At 45.9% G+C, this 14383-nt stretch carries 17 protein-coding genes and 1 pseudogene; 5 read left to right on the top strand and 13 right to left on the bottom strand.

The window, feature by feature from the left end; all coding sequences use genetic code 11:
* Window position 1: 1 nt before the first annotated feature.
* The 6 genes from TY10_RS16225 to TY10_RS32675 all read right to left on the bottom strand — a co-directional run bounded on the left by TY10_RS16225 (window position 2) and on the right by TY10_RS32675 (window position 4083).
* Window positions 2-1630: an AAA family ATPase gene (locus tag TY10_RS16225; protein ID WP_052350584.1), complete on the bottom strand. Its 1629-nt coding sequence runs from the start codon at window positions 1628-1630 to the stop codon at window positions 2-4.
* 168 nt (window positions 1631-1798) lie between these two features.
* Entirely contained in the window at window positions 1799-2476 is a 678-nt protein-coding gene (locus TY10_RS16230; RefSeq protein WP_042165584.1) for a sigma factor, read from the bottom strand.
* Window positions 2473-3129, bottom strand: coding sequence for a Rha family transcriptional regulator (locus tag TY10_RS16235; protein ID WP_042165585.1), 657 nt, complete (start codon window positions 3127-3129; stop codon window positions 2473-2475). The genes TY10_RS16230 and TY10_RS16235 overlap by 4 nt, the downstream gene beginning before the upstream one ends.
* Before the next feature lie 17 nt (window positions 3130-3146).
* Window positions 3147-3629, bottom strand: a complete 483-nt coding sequence (locus tag TY10_RS28965; RefSeq protein WP_052350585.1) for a helix-turn-helix domain-containing protein — start codon at window positions 3627-3629, stop codon at window positions 3147-3149.
* Window positions 3630-3662: 33 nt separating this feature from the next.
* Window positions 3663-3821 (bottom strand): hypothetical protein, encoded by a 159-nt coding sequence (locus tag TY10_RS30500; protein WP_155985904.1) that lies wholly within the window; start codon window positions 3819-3821, stop codon window positions 3663-3665.
* A gap of 37 nt (window positions 3822-3858) precedes the next feature.
* Window positions 3859-4083, bottom strand: coding sequence for a helix-turn-helix domain-containing protein (locus TY10_RS32675; RefSeq protein WP_042165586.1), 225 nt, complete (start codon window positions 4081-4083; stop codon window positions 3859-3861).
* A gap of 159 nt (window positions 4084-4242) precedes the next feature.
* Here TY10_RS32675 and TY10_RS16250 point away from each other — a divergent pair, with 159 nt between their 5' ends.
* From TY10_RS16250 to TY10_RS28970, 3 genes are all read left to right on the top strand, one after another.
* Entirely contained in the window at window positions 4243-4593 is a 351-nt protein-coding gene (locus TY10_RS16250) for a helix-turn-helix transcriptional regulator (protein WP_042165587.1), read from the top strand.
* A gap of 217 nt (window positions 4594-4810) precedes the next feature.
* Entirely contained in the window at window positions 4811-5047 is a 237-nt protein-coding gene (locus TY10_RS32580) for a helix-turn-helix transcriptional regulator (protein WP_042165589.1), read from the top strand.
* A 129-nt stretch (window positions 5048-5176) separates the two neighbouring features.
* Entirely contained in the window at window positions 5177-6649 is a 1473-nt protein-coding gene (locus TY10_RS28970) for a recombinase family protein (protein WP_052350586.1), read from the top strand.
* A 9-nt stretch (window positions 6650-6658) separates the two neighbouring features.
* On the opposite strand, the pseudogene TY10_RS30505 reads toward TY10_RS28970, so the two are convergent.
* Window positions 6659-6799, bottom strand: a pseudogene (locus TY10_RS30505) (O-methyltransferase); the annotation flags it as partial.
* Window positions 6800-7057: 258 nt separating this feature from the next.
* Between TY10_RS30505 and TY10_RS16270 the strand changes: the two are divergent.
* Entirely contained in the window at window positions 7058-8317 is a 1260-nt protein-coding gene (locus TY10_RS16270; protein WP_042165812.1) for a methyl-accepting chemotaxis protein, read from the top strand.
* Window positions 8318-8476: 159 nt separating this feature from the next.
* Window positions 8477-9337, top strand: coding sequence for a polysaccharide deacetylase family protein (locus TY10_RS16275; RefSeq protein ID WP_042165591.1), 861 nt, complete (start codon window positions 8477-8479; stop codon window positions 9335-9337).
* A 59-nt stretch (window positions 9338-9396) separates the two neighbouring features.
* Here TY10_RS16275 and TY10_RS16280 read toward each other — a convergent pair whose 3' ends face one another.
* The 6 genes from TY10_RS16280 to TY10_RS16305 form a co-directional block, all read right to left on the bottom strand.
* Window positions 9397-10065, bottom strand: a complete 669-nt coding sequence (locus TY10_RS16280) for a 3D domain-containing protein (protein ID WP_042165593.1) — start codon at window positions 10063-10065, stop codon at window positions 9397-9399.
* A gap of 128 nt (window positions 10066-10193) precedes the next feature.
* A complete protein-coding gene (locus tag TY10_RS16285; RefSeq protein ID WP_042165595.1) occupies window positions 10194-11087 on the bottom strand; it encodes a CAP domain-containing protein in 894 nt (297 codons plus the stop codon).
* Window positions 11088-11507: 420 nt separating this feature from the next.
* Window positions 11508-12344, bottom strand: a complete 837-nt coding sequence (locus TY10_RS16290) for a DUF4097 family beta strand repeat-containing protein (protein WP_042165597.1) — start codon at window positions 12342-12344, stop codon at window positions 11508-11510.
* Window positions 12341-12904 carry an HAAS signaling domain-containing protein gene (locus TY10_RS16295; RefSeq protein WP_052350587.1) on the bottom strand — a complete coding sequence of 188 codons (564 nt, stop codon included), beginning with the start codon at window positions 12902-12904 and terminating at the stop codon, window positions 12341-12343. The genes TY10_RS16290 and TY10_RS16295 overlap by 4 nt, the downstream gene beginning before the upstream one ends.
* A complete protein-coding gene (locus tag TY10_RS16300; RefSeq protein ID WP_042165599.1) occupies window positions 12901-13221 on the bottom strand; it encodes a PadR family transcriptional regulator in 321 nt (106 codons plus the stop codon). The genes TY10_RS16295 and TY10_RS16300 overlap by 4 nt, the downstream gene beginning before the upstream one ends.
* A 117-nt stretch (window positions 13222-13338) precedes the next feature.
* Window positions 13339-14358 carry a Gfo/Idh/MocA family protein gene (locus tag TY10_RS16305; RefSeq protein ID WP_042165601.1) on the bottom strand — a complete coding sequence of 340 codons (1020 nt, stop codon included), beginning with the start codon at window positions 14356-14358 and terminating at the stop codon, window positions 13339-13341.
* Between the last annotated feature and the right edge of the window lie 25 nt (window positions 14359-14383).

Below are 14383 nucleotides of genomic sequence, written 5' to 3' on the forward strand. Positions count from 1 at the left end.
GTTACCCCTCCATATTTTCAATTTTCAGCGGTTCGCCTTCGACTGTTTCCAGGACGAAGTACTGATAGTCATCATGTTTAGCCGATTCAATGATTTCCTGCTGCCGGCTGCCGAGGTTCTGCCAGCCATCGACGCAAATAACTTTCAATTCACCAGCCTGTTCCTTCGCCAACATAAAGGCAAATTCAAGCGCCTCTCCTTCAGAAAGCCCATCAATAAGTGTTCCGTTAATGCGGATTCTCCCTTGATCGTCAACTGATAGCCCCGCAACTGGCAGCGCCGCTGTCTTGAGAAGTTCTTTTGGCAGTTCACGCGCCTTTTGGATCTTCTGCGTCAGCTCCGCGCTGCGTTCTTCTTTCGGCGCCAACTTCTCGCGGATAATCTCTCGCATACGTTCCCATTCGCGAAGGTATTCTTTCATTGCAACAGCGTTGTCGGCCGATTCCTTCAATGGCACTGTATCGATTAACACCGTGTCCGCGGCGACTTCCTGCGCATTGCCAGTTTTGTCCTTTTCCGTCGCAATCAGGCTGGTTTCATGATCTGTGATTTTCTCCAGGTCCTTGCGTTCGTGCTCGTCCACATTGCCCAACGTTGCCCGTTTTTCCGCAATCTGCTCCCTGTACTCCGAAATGAATACACGGGATTGTTCCGATGCCTGTTGGATTTCCTCCCGAGCAGCCTGCTTCTTAGCTTGGAATTGCAGCCTCAAACGTTCAATCGCCTGTTCTAAATCATTATCAAGCTGCGCGGCAGACTCCACTAAACGACGGTCGGAATCGTCAATAACTGCCTGATCGCGTTGAATGAACTCTTCCAGACGGGTAACTTGAGCCGTCAAATTGTCGCGTTGACGTTTGTATTCTAGGCGCTTCTCTTCAGCCTTGTTCGCTGCCCGCTGTTTGATGTCGTCGATACGCAAGGACAATCCATCTACAAGTGTCTGTGCTTCTGCCAGCCGCTTATTGGATTCCTCAGCGTCGGAAAGTTGCTTATAAAGAGCCTGCAGATTCACACCGCGCCATTCCTCGCCATCGTAGTTGGCTGGCAGGTCTCGTTTGATACCTTCGATATTTGCCCGCAACAGGTTGATTTCGCGGTTAATGCTCTCGCGCTCCGCATAGTACACGTTCTCGATCTGCTTGAGGATTTGCAGGATGTGGAGTTGGTAATCCGCTTCCGGCACTTCTCCGAACCACGTTTTAATGTCATCTATGGTCCAGCCGATCTGCAGCATGTTCAGAATGATTTCGGTTTGTTCTTTGGCAGAACGTTGCACAAACTCAATCGGCCGGAAGATTTCGCCGTTAATAAGCTGCCGCAGGAACGCTTCAGTGCTAGCCACTGCCTTGCTATCATGCTTAACCTTCAGGTAGTCCGCTTTCTCGGCGCGAACCTTGCGAGTCGTCTGCAGACCGTCGTCAAGCTCCACGAACAATTCTGCCTCGTCCGCATCGTGCCGGATTACCTCTGTCCGGCGGTTTTTATTCGTGAAAAGCTTCTCCAACCCTTCCACAAGGCTCGTCTTACCGGTTCCTGAATCACCAGATACTTTATTTATTTTCCCTGGGCTAAAAAGCAGTTCCTTAATGCCCAGCCAGTTCTTAATTTCGATTCGTTTGATATGCAAAATAATTCCTCCTGTTTTCAAACCGCGCAGCATGTGCTATACTGACGGCAACTTATTTTTTGATGCGTAAGCTATTGCAGCTCCTACCCTGCGATAGTCTTTTTCATTTTCTTGGCATTGTTATTAGCAGCAGTTTCCAAACGGGAAATACGCTGCGCCTTCGTCAGCTCAAGCCATACTTGACCGGTTACATTCATTTGTCTCACCTCCCCCAACAAATTCAAGGTATCTTCTCGCTGCTCTTTTTAGGTAACGACCTATTGATGTTTGACTTACCCCTAGCGCATCGGCAATTGCCCACTGGCTTCGGCCTGCCATTCTCCCAATAATCGTCACACGTTCATTTGCTGGCAAACTGTTCAAGAATGATTCGACCTCTACTGCGCTGTGGTCCTCAAACACTGGCATCAAATCTGCCAAACTCCGATTATCAAACTGGCCTACCGGACGATCTGTAGACACTACAGCAACGCCCATTATTGCTACCGCTCTCTCAGCCATCGATTGGCTAACGTTTAACATGCTAGCTAGTTCATCAACTGATTTGTCGTCTAGGTGTTTGCGTTTGATATACAATGACAATTGGAGCGGCCGGCGTTGAAAGTTAATGAAATGATTGTCCCGCAGGAAATTACGAATCTCCCCAGTTATATTGATGACCGCCATCGTAGAGAACTTCGTCCCTCGGGACTCATCGAACACCTCGATAGCTTTCAGTAATCCGATACAGCCGACTTGGTACAAATCCTCCCGAGTGTGGATGCCGCAGTATTTCAGCCGCGGGAACCGCCGGTTCAGCACAAAATGGATGAGCCTTTCGTGATCCTCGAATTTTGGCTTTGTCATGCTGTCACCTTTTTAGGGAACCAAGCGTCAATGTAACGGATAACGTCCTGCATGTCCTTCTGCGACACGTCCCGGTAACTCGGAACACCCCAACGGTCCTTAATCTCGCGATAGAGTTCCTGGAACATCTTGCCGCGCTCTTCTCTATCAGCCGAAAACTTGTAAATGCGACTTGATACAGCTTTTTGCATGCGCCGCTGCTCACCTTGGTTCAATCTGATCTGCGTTTCGATCTTGCTGTCGACTTCCTCGATGCGGGATTCCAATTGCTGCACCTTGGTATCCATTACAAGGACTGCGCGGAGTTCTGGGCTGAGCGAGGCATATGGATCGTTGATAGCCCTTTCCATCCGTTCAAACTCAGTGACGTACGCTGCTGTGAATAAAACGCCTTTCTCTCCGGTCATCTTATTCGCTACCATGTCGCAGCCTTTGCGAGTGAGTAAGAATGCTGGCAATGTTCGTCCGGTATTGTCCTGGTAGGTACTTCCGATGAAGAAATCCACTGAGCGCAAATTTGCGCTGAGTAAAACATCGTTATAATTGCGAATATCCCGAAGCAGATCCTTGTGTTGCTTGCCAGTCATCTCCGCTACTTCGCGGCTATCTACCAGCAATTGATTGTTCTGGTTTACGATTTTAAGTTGGTTCATGTCCAACCCTCCTGTAATTATTCAGTTGGTGCTGCTGGGTTTACTGAAGACAAGTCAGTTTCTAGTAGGTAGCCTACTTTGAGCATCAGGTCCACATAGGAAACATTGAAGATTGGCGAAAACTTTCTCAGGACGTGTAGTGGCGGAATGCTTTTATCCCGTTCGTAACTCGAAACATTCGCTTCCGTCATCCCAACTAGATTAGCAAGTTGCAATTGAGTGAGTCCTACTGCTTCTCGAGCCACACGCAAATATCTGCCTAGCGAATCAGCTTGTCCATTTTCAATAGTGAGCTTCGAGCCGCACATTCCGCAAAACCTATCATCTGGCTCAAGTGGCACAAAAGAGCAGCCTTCAGGACACGACAATGGAGGCGTCATGGCCCCTTCATATTCTGTTAATACAACCACGATAGCCGGGCCGTGAATCGTACATCCGAATTTCTTCTTAGCCACTTTAATTTGCTCGCCTTCTTTAAGGCGAATCACTTCTGATTTCATTCCTTCCCTCCTCCAATCAGTGATGTTTCGTTTTTATGAAACTGTTTTTATTTCTAATGAAGTTGTTTTTGGTCTTCTTGCGATGTCAGCAGCCAGAAATCCCAAAGCATAACTAAATTGCTTGTGACATTCATCTGGCACGAAAAATGGTTTAACTTCGTGGGCCGCGATCTCTTTTTTTTCTTTTTCCATTATCATCCTCCTGTGTTAGCACCAGTAAAATCTAAGTTTAAATTAGGATTTTTCTTAAAAAAATAATCTGTCTTACATTACACTTAAACAATTCTGTCAAACTCATGGCTGTATCAATTGACATACTTTCTGGATGGTCTTCAATTCGCGAATAGGTACTTGGATGTACTCCGAGATGTCGGGCGACTGAGGATTTCGAATAACCCATGACAGCTCTCCATTCTTCTAATGTTCGCGTCTTGTTGTCTGGAAAATTTATCATTGTTTCACCTCCTGATCGGAGTATATCCTAAGTTAAAATTAGATGTCAACCTCTAAAATTAGTGTTATCCTAATAAAAAATTAGAAAAAAAGTGGCATTATTAGAAGCAATGTGATAATATCGGAAATAGAAATTTTTAGAAGAAGGGTGTAACCAAAAATGTCAACTGTTTTTATTGCCGGAAACATTAAAATGAACCGAGAACGTATGGGCTTGAGCAAAGAGGCGTTGGGCAAACGAATTGGAGTATCAGGGGTTACGATAGGTTATTGGGAACAGGGCAAAACTACACCCAGAATGAAAAAAGTGGAGCAACTTGCAGCTGTCTTCGGTGTTGAATGGGATCAGTTAATTGTTAATGAGCCAGTAAAAAACACCGAAGACATTTTCAATGCTTTGCCAGGTTTATCTGAAGAAAGAAAAAAAGCTTTGGAAATGGTCATGAAAGTTTCCAATGATGATTTAGCGCTGCTGCTATCTATTATGGAGCGGACGCTAAAATCTGAGTAAGTAAGTCCAATAAACATATAGGCGCGTTCTCATGCTTTAGGTTCGCGTAGATTTTCTCTAACTCTTGTTGATCACAATCTGATAAGTAAATGATGGCTTCTAAGCGCTTTTTCATTTAACAACTCCTCCCCATGACAGTTCATAAATTATAACACGATACAGGAACATTTGTTCTTATTATTTTGCGACATTATACGACAATAGAAAGGAGATACCTATGGCATTCCGTCTCGGGGAATGCCTGTTACTCGAAATACTGAACAATCGAGGTATGAAACAAGCTGCCTTCGCTCGAAAAATTAAATGTTCAAGAGCGTTCGTGACGCAACTTATTAATGGTGAAGCTTTTATGTCTCTTGAGTTCGCTGTTAATGCCGCACACCTCCTTGATTGTAAGGTTACTGATTTTTACATTTTAGAAATCGGGAAAAGAAGGAGTAACAGGAACGAGTAGAAATTCTACTCTCCCTCGAGCAAATTGTTAAGTAATGCTTAACAGCCATTCTATTGTATCTTCAAGTAAAACGCTGTCATAATTTGTCGAAAGTAACAATTGAAAAATATGACAATTAGGAGTGGTTATATGAACGAGATAAGTACGGGGATTTTACGGATAGTACTATACATTAGAGTTTCGACGGAAGAGCAGGCAAAAGAGGGGTATTCACTTATATCACAGGAAACCGTTCTGCGCCGTGAAGCTAAACGCCTCGGAGCCGTAGTAACTGCTGTTTACACTGATGATGGTTATAGTGCAAAGAACATGAAACGTCCAGCATTAAAGAAAATGCTGATAGACTCTCATAAAGGTACATTTGATGCAATACTATTCACACGTCTCGATAGGTTCACCCGTAGATCTAAGGACTTCCACAATATTATTGATATGCTTGGTAAAAATGACGTAGGCATCATCTCGCTCGCAGAGAAAATTGACACAACTTCTGCGATCGGCAGGTTTCAGCTTGAACTATCTGTTTCATTAGCGCAATTGGAAAGAGAAACAAATTCCGAACGCGTATCGCAAGTTATGGAGGAAAGGGCGCTTAAAGGGTTGAGGAACGGTGGGCCGAGTGCATTAGGATACAAAGTAATAGATGGCAAATATACAATTGACCCGATCGGAGTTAAGGCTCATGATAAGGTATTTGATCTTTATCGTGAAGGTAATGGTTACAAAGGTATAGCGCACATCATGTTGGCCGATCCAGAAATGAGTCATCTGCTTAAATGGAGTTCAGCGGGGGTAAAATATATTTTGCAAAATCCAATTTGTCTGGGTATAAACAGATATAAGTATGTAGACAAGAACAACCATCTTACAGGTAATCCTATACTAACTAATTCAGACATCCCTGCTATCAAGGATCAAGAAACATTTGATTGGGTTCAATTTGAAATAAAGAGAAGAAAAAAAGGAGGAAAGAGTTTCACTTCAGAACATGTATTCTCAGCAGTATTGCGTTGTGGTTGGTGCGGGGCTAATATGCAGGGTTTTTCTTACAAACATAAGACTAAAGTTTACAAGACATATCGCTGCGGTGATAAAATAGAAAAGGGAACTTGCGCATTTCCAAACACTCGAGAAAATGGCGTGACCGAAGCTTTTTTGGAACACATTGATTTAAGTAAATTCGATATGACTCAGGTACCATTGACAGAACAAGATAACGAAGGACGAATCAAAGAAATAAAAAATCAGTTAGCACGACTAGAACAACGCAAGAAAAATTGGAGGCTTGCATTTGCAAATGACTTACTTTCATTAGATGAGTTAAGGGAGCATTTATCAGAGGATAAGGAGAAGGAAGATAAATTACTAACCGAGTTACATTCTCTAGAGTCCAATTCAAGTTCCAAATGGCTTAGATCAGAGGTAATGGAAGAGCTGAAATTATTAAAACAGTCTTGGGCTGGAATTGATGACAAAGCGAAAAAACTATTTATTCAAAACGCCTACAAACACATGGTTGTCGATATTGCGCCAGGACAAAAAGCTGGGCAAGGTCTCCGTCCTAAACTTGTGATTAGGGATTATCAATTTATAACTCAATAGTTTTGTTTAGTTTCGCAAGCCAAATTTGCCAATAGCATTGTTGCGGATATGTATCATCACCGTACCCGCAGGTGAATTCACCAGTTCTTCCTCCAGCTGTTTAAACACGAAATCGACTTGCCTTGCCAATGACATAGCATCCATATTCATACTTATTTTCCTCCTTTCTATAATTAAACCGTATGTTTACAACTAGTTCTCAAGTATGATTATATGTCCACTTCAATTAATTTACAATATAGTAAATTATAAAAATTGCATAATTCGATAAAATACGTGATCGTCTTACAGCATTACTCGTCAGAATTCATCATTATTCTTGAAAATTTGACGGTATTCATTTATAGACCAATCGACATGCCGGTGCTATAATATGGATATTAAATTAAAAGGAGCGCTTACATAATGATCCAATGGTACTATTCGTTATCGGTACGTAATAAGCTATTGATTTCGACTTACTTTACTTTGGCGCTGTTCACCATTGCTATGGTCCTAGTGCTTTCGTTTACCGGCGGATCTGTAGTTGCGGGATTAATCGTTGCGGTCATCCTGGCTGCAGCTGCTTATCCGCTCGTCGCCTTCATTGAGCGCTCCTTAAGCGGTGCTTATGAGGAAATGTCCACTACCGCATTCCGTATTTCAAAAGGCGACTTTACACAAAAGATCGATACGTCCAATGCCGCATTAGGCGAACTCGGCCATGCCTTCAACAGCATGATCGACAAACTGCGCGACATATTAACCGAAACCTCCAGCATTACTAAACATGTCTCGGAGACAAGCAGAAGCATCTTCGAGCGCAACACTCATATTAAAGAAGCGATGGAGCAAGTGGCCGCCTCTTCCAATGAGCTTGCTACCGGAGCTAATGAAATTTCCGAAGATGTCTCCGATATGAGCGACTCTATTGTAGAGATTGAGAAGATGGTTGCAGGCTATGCGCAATCTACGAAGGAAATGAATGAACGGTCCGAGCTGACGCTTCAACTGGTCGATAAAGGCCGAGAAGCGCTGGAAGTGCAAGCCGAAGGAATGCGCCGGAACGTCGAAGCTACAGCCAACGTATCGGAGACCATTACCGAACTCGCGCGCAAGGCGCAAGGCATCTCCGCCATTACGAAGACGATCTCGGATATTGCGGAGCAGACCAACCTGCTCTCCTTGAATGCTTCTATTGAAGCGGCCCGGGCTGGCGAGCATGGCCGTGGATTCGCGGTCGTGGCCCAAGAAGTCCGCAAGCTTGCAGAGGAATCGACGTCTTCGACCAAGCAAGTATTCCATTTAGTGAAGAGCATAGACCAAGGTATTAAACATACGATTGATAATATGAAAATCAATGAAGAGGTCGTACAACTGCAAACCGAACGTATCCGCGAATCGGAGCAAGTATTTGTAGAGATTGTACAAAGCGTACAATTTATTACGAAACAAATTGCTGCTTTTGCAAACGAAAGCGATGCGATGCTGGATAGCGCAAGAAAGATATCCGACGCTATTCAAAATATTTCTTCGATTACGCAGCAATCCGCTGCTGGAACGGAGCAAGTATCGGCGTCGATGAACGAACAAATCTCCTCTGTACAGGATGTTGTCGTTGAGACTGAGCGCATGCTTCAAATGGCAACACAGCTGCAGCGTACAATCCAGGTATTCAAGATGAAATAAGCTTCTCCCAAGAAAGGCCATCGTCTTCCCTAGACGATGGCCTTTCTTATTGCTTTTGCTTTTGTGAATGAAAGACGGGCAGGGTGGAACAATAGCCGGACAATAAGCTGATGCGCTGCTTTAGGAAAGCAGGCTCATTAAGGGAGGTACATACACACAATGGCGTTGGGTCGGGCTTCCAACCTTAAGAAATACTCGCGAGTAGTCCTATTGGCAGCGGCAATCCTCATTCCTATTCAATTATGGAACCCCGGAAGCGCAGCAGCCTCCGTCTCCTATCAAGCTAAGTTCGACACAGCATCTGGTGAAAAAACAAAAAAGAAAGTAAAATCGAAGACACGCAAAGCAGATATGTCATGGACCAAGCTGCAAAAACAGTTTCCCGGCACATTTGTAATCCATGGCCCCCGCAATAAGAAAAAAGTCGCGTTAACCTTTGATGATGCGCCCGATTCCCGTTTCACGCCAGCGGTGTTGGATGTATTAGCCAAGTACGATGTTTGCGCCACTTTCTTCGTAGTTGGCGCTAGAGCGGCACAAAAACCGGATCTTGTAAGACGGATGAGCCGCGAGTGCCATGCCGTCGGCAATCATTCCTACAACCACGCGGTGATGTCCAAACTATCGAATGAAGCCTTCCGTAAACAAATTGGCCGGACAGATGCCATCTTACATGGCATTATTGGCTATCATCCTCGCTACATACGGCCTCCATATGGTGAAATTCTCCCTTCCCAAGTTACTTGGGCCAAGAAGAACCAATTTGTAGTCGTGAATTGGGATGTCGATTCCGTAGACTGGCGAAACAATCCTTCAACGGAAACGGTGCTGCGTAACATAAGAAGAACCCTTCAGCCTGGCTCCATTATTTTGCAGCATGCTGGAGGCGGATCAAGCCAGGACCTGTCAGGAACCGTCAACGCGCTTCCGCGGTTAATTTCCTCACTCAGGCAAAAGGGCTATGAATTCGTCACCTTGCCCGAGCTGCTTGGCAAGCCTGCTTACAAAAATCAAAAATAATAAAAAGCGCGGAGGCTCTAGTTCAGCAAGAGCTTCCGCGCCTTTTTCATTTTTCCAGCCTACTTTAAAATATAGACATTCACATCTTGAATACCAAATGTGCTGGCTTGTGTCGAGCTGCCTGGAACAAAAATGTCGATACGATTTCCTTTAATCGCCCCGCCCATATCGGAAGCAGTAGCAATCATACCGCCGCTTGGCAGACCATCATGACTGTAGCCAGTGACGTATACTTTCGTTCCGAGCGGAATCAGATTCGGATCAACTGCAATCGTCCCAACCTTCAACGGATTGCCGAAGTAATCGACTGCTCCCCATTTGCCGTTCTCGGACGCAGCAGCACTATAAGCCGTCGCTTTTACTTGCAGCTTGTCGCTAAAAGCATGCACAGTGCCATTGCTGGCTGTAACCGATTGCGCTTGAACTGTCTTCCGGCTCGCTGACGCATCGGATTTGGCGCTTGGCTTGCTCTCCTTCTTCTCTGCCGAGGTGGAGATGACCACTTTAGAGCCGATCGTCAGATTTTGCGGATCAAGCTTCTCATTGGCTTTCACCAATTGTTCGAAGTTGACTTTATACTGCTGGGACAGCTTCCAGAATGTATCGCCCTCTTTAATTGTATGCGAGGCTGGAGCTGCATCTGTGGCTGCAAATGCCGGAGCTGCGGCTAGCATAAGGGATAAACCTAGAACTGCTGCTGTAATGGCGGATTTTTTCAAAACAAACATCCTCCTTGTGTCCAGCCTGAATGAAGGCCAGACTTGTATTTAAGTACGGGGGGGATTCCCTAAACCTTTATATGTCGTATAAAAGAAAAGGCGTCATGCATTCAGCATGACGCCCATGCTCAGTTAAATTAGCCAGTGAACTCTTGTACCCATTGGTTGTTGACAAAGCCAACGCCGATTTTTTTGAAATTAGCGTTCAAAATGTTCGCACGGTGACCCGGGCTGTTCATCCAAGCTGTCATTACTTCTTGCGGCGTTCTTTGACCGGCAGCGATATTCTCACCGGCATAGGAATAAGTTACGCCGAATTGTTTCATCATATCAAATGGAGATCCGTAAGTTGGGGACGTATGGCTGAAGTAATGGTTAACGTCCATGTCTCTTGCTTTTTCCGTTGCAACTTTAGTCAACAAGCTGTCTACGGCCAATGGGGATAATCCCGCTTTAGCACGTTCTTGGTTAACCAGATCGACTACTTGCTGTTGGAACTGGGACATCGAGGCCGAGCCGTTATTGCCTGTGCCAGGTTGAGTTGTCGAACCCGAACCGCTATTGCCTGTTCCCGGCTTCGTCGTCGAACCCGAACCGCTGTTGCCTGTTCCCGGCTTCGTTGTCGAACCCGAACCGCTGTTGCCTGTTCCCGGCTTCGTCGTCGAACCCGAACCGCTATTGCCTGTTCCCGGCTTCGTCGTCGAACCCGAACCGCTGTTGCCTGTTCCCGGCTTCGTCGTCGAACCCGAACCGCTGTTGCCTGTTCCCGGCTTCGTCGTTGTGCCTGTACCGCCGTTCACATCGCCGATATTAATAGGAAGCTTGATTGTGATGCCGCCGAACGAAATTTTGTTCAAATCAATACCGTATTGCTGAGCAATTTGATTAATAAGATCTTGGTTAAGAGTTAAAACATTGGAGTTTGTCTTCACAGCTGGTGCTGCACCTGCAGTTGGAGCCGTTACCCCTACGCTGATCAAAGCTGCTGCTGCTAAGCTCGCGACACCTACTCGTAATGTTTGCATCTTCATGTAAATCATCCTCCTCAAGGTTGTATGCTTTTTTTGCAATGGATTTGCAAATTGTGGATTGCTGTGCTTCCTGACGCAACCTATCGTAACATGGCCTCTAGGGTGTTTCACGGCTCAAAAACTGGTAATAAGCGCGTTTTCATAGGCTTAATAGGCAGTTCAGCACCTTTATGAGAATGCGCTCATTTTTATAATTCGAGCTTATTATTGCGCCTAGCTTGAACGAATCACATCCTATCTTGCTATACGCAGCGTATAGCATAAGAGTAATATTAGAATCCGTTCAGAATGCGTTTTCATGCGATTCAACCGCATAAGCTCAGCATTTTCCGTATGTATATCAGGCATTCATCACAAAAAAAGCGATTCCCGATCATCCATGATGACCAAGGAACCGCTTATTTCTTGCTGCTTCGTTTGTTATTGAATCCGCAAATTGCCGGAGCGCGTCTCAACATCGATCACGATATTGCCGCTGCCGGAGCCGACAACACCATCCATTGCATCGTCGTTGCTATTCACCGTGTTGAATTGATCCCATTTCACCTTACTGTTGCCAGAATGCGTACGGAACTGAACCTTAGCAGACTCAGGCTCGTTCTCGCTCGAAATGACGACATTGCCGCTGAGAACTTTCAGTGTAATTGGATTTAAGATTTGTTCCGAATCAATATGAACATTACCGCTTCTCGTCTCGCCTTTAATCTCGCCGGTACCATCTTCTAATACAATATTGCCGCTCGCCATAGCAAAATCAAGCTGCTTAACTGTATAATCCTCTACCTTAACATTGCCAGAATTGCTCGCCATTTCGAGCTTATCCGCTTGAATGTCCGCTAAGCGGATATTGCCGCTGGAGGACTTCACTTCGAACTGTCCCCACGCCTTTTCCGGCAGTTCAACAATAAGCTTGATGTTTTCGTAATTGAAGCCGAACGTAAACCCGTCTTTATACTCACCTGTAATGTGCAGTGTATCGCCCGTCTGTTCAACATCCATATGGAAGCGATCTGCGTATTTCGCACTTGCCCGGCCTTCTAGACGGACAACGACATCCTTCTGTGTCCCTCTCACTATATTGACGTTAATGGACTTTGACTCGATCGTGATATTTTTAGCTGAGCTGGCATCAATCGTCTTACTCTTCGAATACAGCTCCGTGCCGAAGTTAAGCATTTCGTCGCGGTCAAACGTCAGAAGGACGCCGATAATGCCTATTCCCAAAATAATTAATGCGCTGGCGACCCATTTCCTCATTTGCCTGCCCCCCTGATAACGCGCGTATTGAATTGCAAATATTTCAACGTGGCTGCGGTAAACATTCTCGTCAGCTTGAGCACGCCAACTCCCATCAACATCGATAACGATAAGCAGATAAGGCCGAGCGACACCGCTTGCCCGATGGAGAAGGTGCCGTTCCATTGACTGTCAATGACGATAGCCAGACCTGCCAGCGCCAACGCTGCCGTAGTCCCCCATAACGAGAACAATACCCCTGCTACTCCGATATACGGCCCTAGCACAAATATTAAATTAAACAATCCCATTCCTGCCGTTGCAAATACCGCTCTAGACAAATTGCCGACGCTGTTTTTCGATTCGGCTTGGGCTACACGATAGCTGAGCAGCAGTTCATTAGCAATCAATCGCGGATCTCCAAGCTCAGCCGCTGCCTCTTGCTCCGTTTGTCCGTTCTCATAAGCCTGCTGAAAATGAATGTAGTAGTCATACAGCCATTCCTTGCGCAGCGGCTCCGGCACTTTCTGCAGCAGGCTCTCCAGTTCCTTCATATAACTCTCTCTCGTTATGCTGCTCACAGTCTCATTCCCTCCTCAATAATTTCATTTACTGCACTTGTGAAAGTGGACCATTCCTTGATGAGTAAGCGCATATGATGCCAGCCCTGCTCCGTCAACCGATAATACTTGCGCGGGGGTCCTTCTGTTGATTCCTTCAAATACGTGGAGAAATAGCCTTCCTGCGTCAGTCTGTTAAGCAGCGGATATACGCTGCCGACTGCTACTTCGAATTTCTCCGATATTTTCACCGCAAGCTCGTAGCCGTACCTGTCCTCGCTTGAGGCAAGAACGAGTACACATACCTCAAGCACGCCTTTCTTGAATTGCACGTTCATCCGTATCGCCCCTCTATGCTCTACTGATTACTATTATACAATACATAATACTAAATTAAAAATAATACCTGCGATGGAACTTTCGCTCCGTCGCAGGTATGAGAGATAATGACCGATTTACTTCACTTCGACAAATTTGCCTGAAGCTTGCGATTCAAATGCGCTCAAAATGACAGCAAGTGATTTACGGCCTTCTTCGCCAGTCACTTCCGGCGTAGTGTCGTTCACGATCGCATCGACGAAAGCATCGACTACGCCGCTGGCAAGCTGCTTCTCGTTCGTGGAGATCGCGCCTACTTTATGCTTCTCAACCGTTCCGTTGCGCAGCTCGACGATAACTTGATCTTCCGGATCTGTACCGATCTTCATTACGCCCTTCTCGCACCAGAGAACGGTGCTGTTGTCTTCGCCCTTGTAGTACGTCCAGCTGGCAACCAGAGTACCGATGGAGCCGCCCTTCATGCGAACGAGTACGGATGCGTTGTCATCGACATCGCCCGGTTTGTCCAACGTTGCAATGAACGCCGCTACTTCAGCCGCTTCGTCATCAAGCAGCCAGCGGATCAGGTCGGATTTGTGCACGCCAAGATCGCCCATAGCGCCCATGATCGCTTCATTTTTACGGAAGAACCAGCTGCCTGCACCGTCGATGCTCCAGCCGTCCGGACCCGGGTGGCCGAAGGAAGTTCTGAATGTCAGCACTTTGCCCAAAACACCGGATTTCAAAATTTGCTTCGCTTTTACGTGAGCAGGGATAAAACGCTGGTTATGTCCGACCATCAGCTTCACACCGTTGCTTGCTGCCGTTTCAATCATAGCTGCCGCTTCTTCGTCCGTCGACGCCATCGGTTTTTCAACCAATACATGCGCGCCAGCTTTTGCAGCTGCGATCGAAATTTCAGCGTGAGTTGCATTTGGCGTACATACGCTTACTGCATCCGGCTTAATTTCAGCCAGCATCGTTTCATAATCGGCGAATGCTTTACCGCCATGCTGTTCGGCATAACCTTGAGCCCGTTCAATTACAGGATCGACGAATGCTACAAGCTCAACATTTTCATTGGAAACATACTCTGGAATGTGACGGTGCTTCGAAATCGAACCGCAGCCAATAACCGCTACTCTTACTTTACTCATAATTTTCCCCTGCCCCTTTAATTAA

Origin of the sequence: Paenibacillus gorillae, from assembly GCF_000513275.1 — a bacterium.
Lineage (GTDB): Bacteria > Bacillota > Bacilli > Paenibacillales > Paenibacillaceae > Pristimantibacillus > Pristimantibacillus gorillae.

Excerpts from the sequence above, each read along its gene's own strand:
- TY10_RS16230 (WP_042165584.1), bottom strand. The coding sequence starts at position 2,476 with ATGACAAAGCCAAAATTCGAGGATCACGAAAGGCTCATCCATTTTGTG.
- TY10_RS16235 (WP_042165585.1), bottom strand. The coding sequence starts at position 3,129 with ATGAACCAACTTAAAATCGTAAACCAGAACAATCAATTGCTGGTAGAT.
- TY10_RS28965 (WP_052350585.1), bottom strand. The coding sequence starts at position 3,629 with ATGAAATCAGAAGTGATTCGCCTTAAAGAAGGCGAGCAAATTAAAGTG.
- TY10_RS30500 (WP_155985904.1), bottom strand. The coding sequence starts at position 3,821 with ATGGAAAAAGAAAAAAAAGAGATCGCGGCCCACGAAGTTAAACCATTT.
- TY10_RS32675 (WP_042165586.1), bottom strand. The coding sequence starts at position 4,083 with ATGATAAATTTTCCAGACAACAAGACGCGAACATTAGAAGAATGGAGA.
- TY10_RS16250 (WP_042165587.1), top strand. The coding sequence starts at position 4,243 with ATGTCAACTGTTTTTATTGCCGGAAACATTAAAATGAACCGAGAACGT.
- TY10_RS32580 (WP_042165589.1), top strand. The coding sequence starts at position 4,811 with ATGGCATTCCGTCTCGGGGAATGCCTGTTACTCGAAATACTGAACAAT.
- TY10_RS28970 (WP_052350586.1), top strand. The coding sequence starts at position 5,177 with ATGAACGAGATAAGTACGGGGATTTTACGGATAGTACTATACATTAGA.
- TY10_RS16275 (WP_042165591.1), top strand. The coding sequence starts at position 8,477 with ATGGCGTTGGGTCGGGCTTCCAACCTTAAGAAATACTCGCGAGTAGTC.
- TY10_RS16280 (WP_042165593.1), bottom strand. The coding sequence starts at position 10,065 with ATGTTTGTTTTGAAAAAATCCGCCATTACAGCAGCAGTTCTAGGTTTA.
- TY10_RS16285 (WP_042165595.1), bottom strand. The coding sequence starts at position 11,087 with ATGAAGATGCAAACATTACGAGTAGGTGTCGCGAGCTTAGCAGCAGCA.
- TY10_RS16290 (WP_042165597.1), bottom strand. The coding sequence starts at position 12,344 with ATGAGGAAATGGGTCGCCAGCGCATTAATTATTTTGGGAATAGGCATT.
- TY10_RS16300 (WP_042165599.1), bottom strand. The coding sequence starts at position 13,221 with ATGAACGTGCAATTCAAGAAAGGCGTGCTTGAGGTATGTGTACTCGTT.
- TY10_RS16305 (WP_042165601.1), bottom strand. The coding sequence starts at position 14,358 with ATGAGTAAAGTAAGAGTAGCGGTTATTGGCTGCGGTTCGATTTCGAAG.